General features: G+C 72.6%; 12 protein-coding genes. 5 read left to right on the top strand and 7 right to left on the bottom strand.

Annotation, left to right across the window (positions count from 1 at the left end; all coding sequences use genetic code 11):
- On the top strand, window positions 1-420 hold a 420-nt coding region (locus ACFW48_RS34735), incomplete at its 5' end, for a cbb3-type cytochrome c oxidase subunit I (protein WP_386322050.1).
- Complete coding sequence (locus tag ACFW48_RS34730) at window positions 417-770, top strand: hypothetical protein (protein WP_386322048.1); 354 nt, start codon at window positions 417-419, stop codon at window positions 768-770. The genes ACFW48_RS34735 and ACFW48_RS34730, both read left to right, overlap by 4 nt.
- Here ACFW48_RS34730 and ACFW48_RS34725 read toward each other — a convergent pair whose 3' ends face one another.
- The gene (locus ACFW48_RS34725; protein ID WP_386322046.1) at window positions 771-1439 is read right to left on the bottom strand and encodes a TetR/AcrR family transcriptional regulator; all 669 of its coding nucleotides are present in this window, start codon (window positions 1437-1439) and stop codon (window positions 771-773) included.
- A gap of 172 nt (window positions 1440-1611) precedes the next feature.
- On the opposite strand from ACFW48_RS34725, the gene ACFW48_RS34720 reads away from it, so the two are divergent.
- Window positions 1612-2859, top strand: coding sequence for a YncE family protein (locus tag ACFW48_RS34720; protein WP_386322044.1), 1248 nt, complete (start codon window positions 1612-1614; stop codon window positions 2857-2859).
- A 265-nt stretch (window positions 2860-3124) separates the two neighbouring features.
- Here the strand turns inward: ACFW48_RS34720 and ACFW48_RS34715 are convergent, their stop codons facing one another.
- The 5 genes from ACFW48_RS34715 to ACFW48_RS34695 form a co-directional block, all read right to left on the bottom strand.
- On the bottom strand, window positions 3125-3625 hold the full coding sequence (locus tag ACFW48_RS34715; protein WP_386322043.1) for a metallophosphoesterase family protein: 501 nt from the start codon (window positions 3623-3625) through the stop codon (window positions 3125-3127).
- A gap of 50 nt (window positions 3626-3675) precedes the next feature.
- Entirely contained in the window at window positions 3676-4647 is a 972-nt protein-coding gene (gene rfbB, locus ACFW48_RS34710; protein ID WP_386322041.1) for a dTDP-glucose 4,6-dehydratase, read from the bottom strand.
- Window positions 4648-4803: 156 nt separating this feature from the next.
- On the bottom strand, window positions 4804-4983 hold the full coding sequence (locus tag ACFW48_RS34705; protein WP_386322040.1) for a hypothetical protein: 180 nt from the start codon (window positions 4981-4983) through the stop codon (window positions 4804-4806).
- Window positions 4984-5069: 86 nt separating this feature from the next.
- Entirely contained in the window at window positions 5070-5489 is a 420-nt protein-coding gene (locus tag ACFW48_RS34700; protein WP_386322038.1) for a CBS domain-containing protein, read from the bottom strand.
- A 73-nt stretch (window positions 5490-5562) separates the two neighbouring features.
- The gene (locus ACFW48_RS34695) at window positions 5563-8019 is read right to left on the bottom strand and encodes a SpoIIE family protein phosphatase (protein WP_386322036.1); all 2457 of its coding nucleotides are present in this window, start codon (window positions 8017-8019) and stop codon (window positions 5563-5565) included.
- Between the two features lie 538 nt (window positions 8020-8557).
- On the opposite strand from ACFW48_RS34695, the gene ACFW48_RS34690 reads away from it, so the two are divergent.
- Complete coding sequence (locus tag ACFW48_RS34690; RefSeq protein ID WP_386322034.1) at window positions 8558-8680, top strand: hypothetical protein; 123 nt, start codon at window positions 8558-8560, stop codon at window positions 8678-8680.
- Between the two features lie 29 nt (window positions 8681-8709).
- Here ACFW48_RS34690 and ACFW48_RS34685 read toward each other — a convergent pair whose 3' ends face one another.
- Complete coding sequence (locus ACFW48_RS34685; RefSeq protein ID WP_386322032.1) at window positions 8710-9996, bottom strand: S1 family peptidase; 1287 nt, start codon at window positions 9994-9996, stop codon at window positions 8710-8712.
- A gap of 567 nt (window positions 9997-10563) precedes the next feature.
- Between ACFW48_RS34685 and ACFW48_RS34680 the strand changes: the two genes are divergently transcribed.
- On the top strand, window positions 10564-10779 hold the full coding sequence (locus ACFW48_RS34680; protein ID WP_003978108.1) for a hypothetical protein: 216 nt from the start codon (window positions 10564-10566) through the stop codon (window positions 10777-10779).
- Window positions 10780-10888: the final 109 nt, after the last annotated feature.

The raw sequence follows: 10888 nt of genomic DNA, 5'->3' as shown, positions 1-10888 counted from the left end.
ACCGGCAAGCTGCTGGACGAGCGCCTCGGCAAGATCACCTTCTGGACGCTGTTCATCGGCTTCCACGGCACCTTCCTGGTCCAGCACTGGCTGGGCGCGAACGGGATGCAGCGCCGGATCCCGGACTATCTGGCGGTGGAGGGCCTGACGGCCCTCAACACGGTGTCCAGCGTCTTCTCGTTCCTGCTCGGCATGTCGCTCCTGCCGTTCTTCTACAACATCTGGAAGACGGCCAAGTACGGCAAGCCGGTCGACGTGGACGACCCGTGGGGCTACGGCCGTTCGCTGGAGTGGGCGACCTCCTGCCCGCCGCCGCGGCACAACTTCCGCACGCTGCCGCGCATCCGCAGTGAATCCCCCGCCTTCGACCTGCACCACTCCCCCGTGGCCGGCGCGGAGAGGGAGCTGACGGTCCGGTGACCGACAGGGACACTCGCCCGGCGACCGCCCGGGTCCTCATCAACGAGATCGAGGGCCACCTGCTCGTCGCCGCCACCCGCGAGGAGGGACGGTCGGCCGCCGCACGTTTCGCGGCACGGTTCGACTGGCTGACGGGCCATCAGCGCTCCGAGGTCGAGCGCCGCTTCGAGGCGGAGTACCTCGTCCTCGCCCGTGGCTCGTGGCAGCGCACGGCCGAGCGTGCCGAGCGGCTGCGCGGCGAGTACGAGCGGAGGTACCGAGCGCTGCGGCGCCGACTGCTGATCGGCTCCCTGCTGGGGTGGTCTGCGGTGCTGGTATGCGCGGGCGCGCTGGCCCTGGCCCGTGCGTGATCAGCTCGCCGGGGCGGCGGGGCTCCATCCCGGCGGGCGGAGGACGGCCAGGAGCTGGCGGACCAGTTCGTCGACGACCTCGTCGAGGGTCGCGTCCACCCAGCCCGCGCTGTAGTCGTGGAGCAGGCCGTTGACGCCGCCGATGAACGCCGTGGCGGCGAGCCGGTAGTCGCGGGGCGCCGCCTCCCCGCGCGCGGCGGCCGACTGGGCCTCGGCGCAGATGAGGTCGACCCAGCGGGCGCGGCGGGCCAGCCGCTGTTCCTCCAGGCGCGGGCTGACGCCGATGATCTCGACGAAGGTGATGCGGACGCGGCGCGGATCGCCGGTGACGTCGGCGGCGTAGGCACGGAAGATCGCGGCGGCACGTTCGGGAAGCGGCAGTTCGCGCGCGTCGGCCGCCGCGGCGAGGACGGCGTCCTCGGCCCAGGCGTTGACCCGGAGGTGGAGGGCGGCGAGCACGTCCTCCAGGGTGCGGAACTCCTCGTAGAACTGGCGGGTGGACAGTCCGGCGGCCTCGCTGAGGGCGGCCACGGTCGTGGCGCGGTAGCCGGGGGTGTCGCCGAACAGCTGGAGCGCGGCGGTGAGGAAGCGGTCGCGCCGCTCCGCCTGTCGCTGCGCGGCGGACTTGCCGCCGTAGCGGCCCGTCGGCGCCCTGAGCCTGCCCGCCACCCGGTCCCCCTCCCGCGCCAACTCCTCACCCCGCGGCCAATTTTGTCGTGAACGCGGTCTTGTGGAGAAGGGTGCCCCGTCCTTACTTTGCAGTAAGTTCACTCTGAAAGCGGCTGTGTTCAGAATTCGCGCCCCACCGCCCCCATCACGCCCACTGCCAGAGGAGAGCAGCATGCCTGCCTTCGGTACCAGGCACCTTTGCGCCGTAGCCGCCGCCCTCGCCCTCACCGCCCCCGCGACCACCGCCGCGGCGGCCCCGGACGCCCGGGACAGCCTGCGCGAGGTGATGTTCGTCGGCAACAACTGGGACGGCACCGCCGACGTCATCCGCTCCACCGGCGACTTCGCGAGAATCGGCCGGATCAACGTCATCCCGGACCGGGCCGAGCGGATGGCCGAGATCAACGCCGATCCGATCAAGTGGATCTACTTCCAGGCCATCCGCAACAGCGTCGGCGAGGGACACGACCAGTTCGTCGACGACATGTACTCGACGCCGGACGGCGGGTCGGTGGTCGTCTCCCGGCCGAGCTTCGCCGACGTCGTGTCCATCGACCTCGCCACCGGCGACATCGACTGGCGCTTCCCCGTCTCGGGTTACCGCTCCGACCACATGGCGGTCTCCCCCGACGGCACCCGGGTCGCGGTGTCGGCCTCGACCTCCAACACCGTGCACGTCCTGGACATCCGGACGGGCGAGGAACTCGGCTCCTTCGGTACCGGTGACAAGCCGCACGAGAACATCTTCACCGGCGACGGCAAGTACATCTGGAACATGTCCATCGGCGAGGTGAACACCGCGCTCGACGCCCCCTGGCTGGACTGGACGAAGGGCAACCGGCGCATCACGGTCGTGGACGCGACGACGTACGAGCAGGTCAAGGTGATCGACATGCGCGAGCGACTCGACGCGATCGGTCTCGACGACCACTCCGACGCCGTCCGGCCCGCCGCCTTCTCGCCCGACGAGTCCAAGCTGTACTTCCAGGTCTCGTTCTTCAACGGCTTCTTCGAGTACGACATCGCCACCGACCGGATCACCCGGACGAAGACCCTGCCGAAGAACCCGGCCACCAGCGAGGACCGCACCACCTGGGTCAACGACTCGCGGCACCACGGCATCTCCATGAGCCCGGACGGCGCCAAGCTGTGCGTGGCGGGCACGATGGACGACTACGCGACGGTCGTCGACCGGTCGACGCTCCAGGAGGGCCCGCTCGTCCCCGCCGCCAAGCCGTACTGGGCCACGGTCAGCGGCGACGGCTCCCACTGCGTGGTCTCCGAGAGCGGCTCCGACCAGGTCACGGCCATCGACTTCGCCACCGGCGAGAAGTCGGTGTCCGTTCCCGTCGGCGACCACCCCCAGCGCGTCCGTCTCGGGCAGGTGGCGGCGGACTGGACGGGGCCGTCAGCCGGCTGAGGGGCCGCGCGGCCCGGGCCGGACATGTCGTGCGAACTCGCGTGTGTGAGCCCGCCCGGGAGGGGTAGTCGCCCGGCAACGGATGAGGCATGCATGTCCTCTGCACCACTCCCCTCGGAAGGAGGTCCGTGACAGCGCACTCCAGAAGCGCCCGGGCCGCTTCCTCCGACACGGAGCGTCCCGGGCCGCACCGGGCGGCGTCCTCGCGGGCGCTGCCCCCTCTCTTTCTCCCCGCTCCAGCCCCCGCCCTCGCTGGAGCGACCGCCTATCGCCGCGGCAGCCGGTGCAGCTCGACGTCCCCGAGCCGGCCGTCGGCGACCTCGGCCGTCATGTAGGTGCAGTAGGGCTGACGCCGCCGGTCGGTCGGCGAACCCGGGTTGAGCAGGCGCAGGCCGGTGTCTGTGGTGGTGTCCCAGGGGATGTGGCTGTGTCCGAAGACCAGTACGTCGAGGTCGGGGTAGCGGTCGGCGCAGCGTCTCTCGCGCCCCTGGGAGGCACCCGTCTCGTGAACGACACCGAAGCGCAGGCCGCCGAGATCGGCGTACGCCACCTCGGGCAGCCGGGCGCGCAGCCCGGGTCCGTCGTTGTTGCCGTACACGCCGACGAGTCTGCGGCTGCGGCTCTCCAGCAGGTCGAGGGTGGCCGTGTCGACCCAGTCGCCCGCGTGCAGGACCACGTCGGCCCCGGGGATCTCGGCCAGTAGCCGCGCGGGCAGTTCCCTGGCCCGCTTCGGCAGGTGGGTGTCGGACATGAGCAGCAGGCGCACGGATCCAGCCTAAAGGAAGGGGCTGATGCGGCCTGTGTTGCGCAAGGCACCTACGAGGCAGCGCGCCGTTTGAGCGGCTCCCACCAGGACCGGTTGTCCCGGTACCAGGCGACGGTCCCGGCCAGCCCGGCCGTGAAGTCGTGGCGGGGGCGGTAGCCCAGTTCGTCGCGGGCCTTGCTCCAGTCGACGCTGTAGCGCAGGTCGTGGCCCTTGCGGTCCTCGACCCGCACGACCCGGTCCCAGCCGGCGCCGCAGGCGTCGAGGAGCAGGCCGGTGAGGTCGCGGTTGCTCAGCTCGGTGCCGCCGCCGATGTTGTACACCTCGCCGGCCCGGCCCCTGGTCCGCACCAGGTCGACGCCCCGGCAGTGGTCGTCGACATGCAGCCAGTCGCGGACGTTGCGCCCGTCGCCGTAGAGCGGGACCCGTCGGCCGTCGAGGAGGTGCGTGACGAACAGCGGCACGAGCTTCTCGGGGAACTGGTGCGGGCCGTAGTTGTTGGAGCACCTTGTCACCCGTACGTCCAGGCCGTGGGTGCGGTGGTACGAGAGGGCCAGCAGGTCACCCGACGCCTTCGAGGCGGAGTACGGGGAGCTCGGCCGCAGCGGGTGCTCCTCGGTGGCCGAGCCGGAGGCGACGGAGCCGTAGACCTCGTCGGTGGAGACGTGCACGAAGGGTCCCACGCCGTGGCGCAGGGCCGCGTCCAGCAGGGTCTGGGTGCCGACGACGTTGGTGAGGACGAACTCGGCGGCGTCGTGGATCGAGCGGTCCACGTGGGACTCGGCGGCGAAGTGCACCACCTGGTCGGCCTCGGCCATCAGCTTGTCGACGAGTGCGGCGTCGCGGATGTCGCCGTGCACGAACTCCAGCCGGGGGTGACCGAGGTCGAGGTTGTCGAGGGTGCCGGCGTAGGTGAGACCGTCCAGCACCGTGATCCGCGGCGGCTCGGGCGCGCCGGAGGCGAGGAGCGTCCGGACGTACCGGGAGCCGATGAATCCGGCGGCGCCGGTGACCAGAAGGTTCATGGACGGTTCTGTGCCTTGCTGCGGTCGGAGGGGAACGGACGGTACGGGACGCCCCCGACGTTACCGGCGTGCCCCGCGTGGACCGCGACCGGCCCGGACGCGCACCGCGCCGGCACACGGCCGGCGCGCTGGGCAGCTTTCCTCACCCCCGGGCGGTCAGTCCTCGCCCCTGACGATGTTCGACTCCTGGCCCCATTGCGGTGCGCGTGCGACGTTGCCGTCCTCGACTGCCGGTATCCAGGTGCGCATGGCGTCCCTGCTCCGCAGGCGGCGGGCTTTCGACCAGCCTGTCTCCAGGCGACGGACAGCGGGTTTCTCGCTGGTGTCCGTGGTCACGAGGCATCATCTTCCTTCTGCGTCCGGTGCCGTTGCCGTGCGGGTCCCCGGGCGGGACTCCGCGAAACACCGGGCGTCGGCGCCCCCTACGGGTTGGGCCGGGCCACGCTGATGTCGCCCAGCGCCGACTCCGGGTCGCGCTCCATGGCCAGGTCTCCGAGGGAGACGATGCCGACGGGGCGTCCGTCGTCGACGACCGGGACACGTCGTACGGCGTGCTCGCGCATCAACTCGACGGCGCGGTTCAGCTCGTCGTCGGACCGTACGGTCACCACGTCGTCGCTGCACGCGCCGGCCACGGTGGTCTGCTCCGGGTCGCCGCCCTCCGCGACGGACCGGACCACCAGGTCACGGTCGGTGACCAGTCCGCGCAGTTCGTCGCCGTCCGTGACGAGGACGGCGCCGAGGTCCCGGTCGCGCATGAGGCGGGCCACCGCGGTGACGGAGGTCTGCGGCTGCACGGTCACCGGGTCGCCGGTCATGATGTCGCGGACGTACTGGGTCATGTCGTGATCCCTCGTTCTCTCGCTCGCTCGTGGTGTGTGGCCCGCCGGGTACCCGGCGATGCGGGGCCGGCACCTACTTCGGAGCGTGGCGCAGGGGGATCTCGCTCCAGACCTGCTTGCCCCCGCTGACCGGCAGCGTCCCCCAGGTCGCCGACATCGCCTCGACGAGGAGGATGCCGCGTCCGCCCGTCGCCTCCCAGCCGATGCTGGTCGGCTTGACGGGCGTACGGGGCGAGGCGTCGGCGACCGCGACGCGCAGCCGGCCGCCGATCAGCGTGAGATCGAGGCGGACCTTGCCGTCGGTGTGCACCAGGGCGTTGGTGACCAGTTCGGAGACGATCAGGAGGACGCCGTCGACATCGTCGTCCGGCACTTCCCAGGAGCGCAGGGTGCGGCGGGTGAAGCGGCGGGCGTGCCGCACGGCCTCGGGCAGCCGCCACACCGACCAGCTCTCCCGCAGCGGGCGCAGGGCCATGCCGTCGTAGCGCACCAGCAGCAGGGCGACGTCGTCACTGCGGCGGGCGTCGCCGAGCAGGGCGTCGGCGACGAGCCCGAGGTGGGCGGGGTCGGAGGCGGCCAGCGCGTGCGCGAACCGGTCCATGCCCTCGTCGATGTCGGCGTCGGCGGACTCCACGAGGCCGTCCGTGGTGAGGGCGATCAGCGTGCCGGGCCGCAGCCGCAGCGGACTCATCGGGAAGTCGGCCTGCGTCACCACGCCCAGCGGCGGGCCGCCCTCCACCTCCGCGATCTCCGTCGTGCCGTCGGAGTGGCGCAGCACCGGCGGCAGATGTCCGGCCCGGACGCACCAGGCGGAGCCCTCCTCCATGTCGAGGTCGACGTAGACGCAGGTGGCGAAGAGGTCGCTCTCCATGTCCACGAGCAGCCGGTTGGCGTGGGAGACGACCACGTCCGGTGGGTGGCCCTCGACGGCGTAGGCGCGCAGGGCCGTGCGCATCTGGCCCATGAGGGTGGCGGCGCCGGCGCTGTGGCCCTGGACGTCGCCGATGATGAGGGCGACGTGGTGGTCGGGCAGCGGGATCACGTCGTACCAGTCGCCGCCCAGCTCCAGTCCGGCGGTGCTGGGCAGGTAGCGGGCGACGGCGACCGCGCCGGGCAGTCTGGGCAGGCGGCGCGGCAGCAGCTGGCGCTGGAGCATGCCGACGAGTTCGTGCTCGGCGTCGAAGGCGTGGGCGCGCATCAGGGCCTGCCCGGCGAGGCCGGCGGAGGCGGTGAGCAGGGCGCGTTCGTCGGGGCCGAAGTCGTGCGGGGCGTCCCAGCCGATCAGACAGGCGCCGGCCATGCGACCGCCGGCGGGCAGCGGCAGGACGGCGAGGCCGCCGGGGCCGACGTCGGCGAGGGCGGGTTCCAGGTCGCCGGTGCCGGCGGGCCAGATCCGGGCCCGGCCCTCACGCAGCGCGGCGGCGAGGGTGGGCATGGCCCGTACGGGCGCGTCGGGCCACTCGGTGCGCCACTCCAGCCGCCACAGCTCGGGCCAGGACTCGGGCTCGGGTGGGTCGAGGACGGTGACGACGAGCCGGTCGTTCTCCAGTTCGGCCAGCGCGATCCGGTCGGCGCGCAGCGGCCTGCGCAGCGCGGCGACCACGGCCTGGCTGACGTCCCGGACGGTGCCGGCGGTGGCCAGCGCGGCGGCCAGCCGCTGGACGCGGGCCACGTCGGTCACGTCGGGGCGCAGGGTGGAGGCGTCGGCGACGGTACCGACGAGGCGGGCCGGTTGGCCCTCGCCGCCGGGCAGCAGCCGTCCGCTCAGCCGGAGCCACTTGGGCGGGCCGGTCGGCTGGAGCACCCGGAACTCCAGCTCGCGGTCGCCGATGGACATGTGGTCGGCCTCCGTCACCGACATCAGCGAGGGCAGGTCCTCGGGCACGGTCAGGCCGAGCAGCGTCTCGACCTTGCCGTCGAACTCGCCCGGGGCCAGCCCGAACAGGCGCAGGATGTCGTCGCCGATCTCGACCCGGCCGCTGTCCATGGCCAGAGTGAAGGCGCCCGGCTGCAGTTCCCCTCCCTCGGTGACCGCGGCCGGGGCGGGGCAGGTCACGGCGTCGGCGATCAGTTCGAGGCAGGCGCGGTCGTCGCCGTCGAAGCCTTGCGGGCGTTCGGTCAGGGCGAGGAGACACCCGCCGCCGTCCCCGTGCACGGGCAGGGTGGCGAGGGAGAAGCCGCTCGACGGCACGCGCCGCGACTCGGCCGATCCGGCGAACTCCTCGGGTCCGAGCCAGACCGGCCGCCCGCCGCGGTGCGCGTCGGCGACCGGGGAGCCGCCGGACGCGGGGTAGCTGTCGCGCACGCCGTACAGGGTTCGCGGCACACCGACCGACTCGGCCAGGCAGAGCAGCTCCCGGTTCTCGCCGGGCGTGTAGAGGGCGGCGAAGGAGGCGCCCGCGAAGACCAGCGCCTGTTCGAGGACGCGGCGCAGCCGCTCGCCCGGGTCCGGGCCGGACGCGATCGCCTTCAGGGCACCCTCGGCACGCAGCGTTCTCGATCCGCGTTCCGCAGCGCCCTCACTGACCACGCCGCCATTACAGCGCTTATGGGACACCCGCGCAGCCCCTGCGGACGGGGAACCGGCGAGCAGGGGCACGGAAAACTCGCGGGCGCGGTGCGGGCCATGGCTCGGCGCGGCCCCGAGACCACGCGCCGCACGCACCGTGGGAACGTGCCGGTATGGCACTCGCCGTGCGCGGCGGGCCCCCGGGGAGGAGATTTGGACCCGGGGCCCACGGGCGCCACCGTGCGAGGAGTCGGGGTCGAGCACGGGGCACCGGGTCGGGCACCGTCGGGCACGCCACCAACCCAGGGCCCCGAACACGGTCCGAGTTCGGGGCCCGCGGTACGAACCCGACGCGCCCGACGCATACGGCGCCCGACGCGTACGGCGCGGGCGCGGGGCCGCGATGCTGACAGCTCGGCGGCCCCGCGTCCTCCCGCCGGAGGGCCGGACCGCTCACCGCCGACCGGTTCCCGGGGAGCCGGTCGGTGGTTGCCGAGCCTGTGCCGGAGGTGCGGGGCCTGCGAATCAGCCGGTCAGGCCGGAGCCGTCCCCGCTGCCCGTGCCCGCGCCCGTCCCGTCCCGTCCCGTCACCGGCATCCCCGGCACCGGAACCGTCACCCGCGTCGCCGACACCGTGTCCGTCGCCGCCGTCCCCGACACCGGCACGTCGCCGCCCGCCTAGTCCCCGACACCGGCACCGTCGCCGCCCGCCTAGTCCCCGACACCGGCACCGTCGCCGCCCGCCTGGTTACCGCCGCCGACGGAGTCGCCGCCGCCCCCGGCCTCTTCCCCGCCCGCCTGGTCACCCGCGCCGGCCTCCTCGCCGCCCGCCTGGTCACCCGCGCCGCCGGCCTCCTCACCCGCGCCGCCCGCCGCGTCGCCGCCGAGGGTGGCGCCGACGGCTTCCAGGGCCGTGGTGACCGGCTGGAAGAAGGTCTCGCCGCCGACCGTGCAGTCGCCACTGCCGCCGGAGGTCAGGCCGATCGCCAGGCCGTCCTGGGTGAAGAGGGAGCCGCCGCTGTCGCCCGGTTCGGCGCAGACGTCGGTCTGTATGAGGCCGGTGACGGTGCCCTCCGGGTAGTTGACGGTGGCGTCCAGGCCGAGGACCTGGCCGTCGGCCAGTCCGGTCGTACTGCCCATGCGGAAGACCTGCTGCCCGACCGTCGCCTCCGCGGCCTGGCTGATCCGGACGGTCTGGTCCCCGAGGTTCACCTCGCTCGGCGCCTCCGTGGCGGGATCGTCGTACTTGACGAGCGCGAAGTCGCCCTCGCCGGGGAAGACCGCCTGGTCGACGGTGGCGATCGGCTGCCCGCCCTGCGCGTCGGACCACTGGTCGTCCGCGACGCCGCAGTGACCGGCCGTCAGGAAGGCGGGTGAGCCGTCGCCCGCGGTGACGTTGAAGCCGAGGGAGCAGCGCGCGCCGCCGCCGAAGACGGCGTCCCCGCCCGACACGAAGGTCTTGAAGGTGCCCTCGGACTTCTTGATGGTCGCCATGCCGGAGCCGAGGCTCTCGACGGTGGACTGCAGCCGGTTCCAGTCGGCGCCGGTGACGGTGCTGTCGGCGGTCACCAGGATCTTGTTGGTGCGCGGGTCGATCGCCCACGAGGTGCCCGGGATGGTCGCCTCGGACTTCAGCGTCCGCGCGCCGGTCCGCAGCTCGCCCATGCTGTTGTCGACCTCGCGGACGTCCGCGCCCGCCTTCTTCGCCTGCACGATGACCTGGTTGTTGTCACCGGGTACGACGTTGACGACGAGCTGCTGCTCGCCGGCGTCGTAGTACGACCCGGCGAAGGCGTCGCCGAGCAGGCCGGCGAGCTGCGAGGCGAGATCCGACGCGTTCCCCGCCTTCAGGGTCCTCGGCGCCGCCGCGGCCTCGTCCGAGGACCCGCCGTCCTGCGAGGCGTTGGCGTTCGGCAGCAGGACGGCGGCCGCGCCGAGCGCCACCACACCGCCTGCCGCCATCGCGGCCCTGCGCTTCGGAATTCGCTTGTGACTCAACCTTCTCGACCTCCTGGGACGGGGTCCGTGCCGCCGGTCCGGCGGCTGTTGGGGGCGCCTGGATGGCTGTTGGTACGCACGGGCCGGACGGGCCGTTCAATCGCGCCGGATCGGCACACTCCGCATTCGGTCGGCAACGTTCCGTTCCGATCACGGAGCGGAATCCATGCTTCAGCGAATCTGCACATCGAATGCCCAACCCGGTCATCCTCGTTGGGGGATCTGCACAAACCCGAAGCGCTCCGCACGCCTTTGGGGCGGGTGTGCCGGATTCGCCTCCGTACGGGCAAGGGGTCACGCGGGACGATGTCGCGCCTCATGTGAAGAAGTCGCCGCGAAGGCGTGCGCGCACCTGCACGGTTGGACGCCCAGGCGTTGCAAGTGCCCTGGTGGGGCGGGGTGATTGATTGGAAGCGCGGACCGGCCGCGTGCTTTGATCCATCGCACCGCGGGGGCCGCGGAGGGCTCCGGAAAAGGACGCCCGGCGCCCGCGGTCGCGGCCGTCATCTGTCCCCAGAGGGGGCCGCTCCCCCCTTGTGAAATGGCTATACGAAGGGAAGTTCCATCATGAACTCCACCCCCCAGGTTGAGACCGTCGAGATCTCCGACGCCGACCTCGACAACGTCTCCGGCGGCCTGAACGTCAACGCCGTCGGCACCGTCACCGGCCTGGTGGACGGCATCGCCCCGGTCTCCGGCCTGCTCAACACCGCCGTCGGCACCGTCGAGGGTGTCACCGGCCTGAACACGGCCCCGGTCACGGGCCTGGTCGCCGGTCTCTGATCGCGCCCATGTGCCGCTGAGTCCCGGAGCCTGCCAGGCTCCGGGACTTTTCGGCCGTTCTTCCGCGGCTTCTCCTGCGCCGCTTCTTCTCCGCGACCTCTTCTCCGCG

Source organism: Streptomyces sp. NPDC058812, from assembly GCF_042744565.1.
GTDB lineage: Bacteria > Actinomycetota > Actinomycetes > Streptomycetales > Streptomycetaceae > Streptomyces > Streptomyces thinghirensis.
The sequence above is the reverse complement of the archived record's forward strand: the minus strand, read 5'-3'. Positions and strand labels throughout refer to the sequence as shown.

Coding starts and splice junctions, on each gene's coding strand:
- ACFW48_RS34720 (WP_386322044.1), top strand. CDS start 1,612: ATGCCTGCCTTCGGTACCAGGCACCTTTGCGCCGTAGCCGCCGCCCTC.
- rfbB (WP_386322041.1), bottom strand. CDS start 4,647: ATGAACCTTCTGGTCACCGGCGCCGCCGGATTCATCGGCTCCCGGTAC.
- ACFW48_RS34680 (WP_003978108.1), top strand. CDS start 10,564: ATGAACTCCACCCCCCAGGTTGAGACCGTCGAGATCTCCGACGCCGAC.
- ACFW48_RS34700 (WP_386322038.1), bottom strand. CDS start 5,489: ATGACCCAGTACGTCCGCGACATCATGACCGGCGACCCGGTGACCGTG.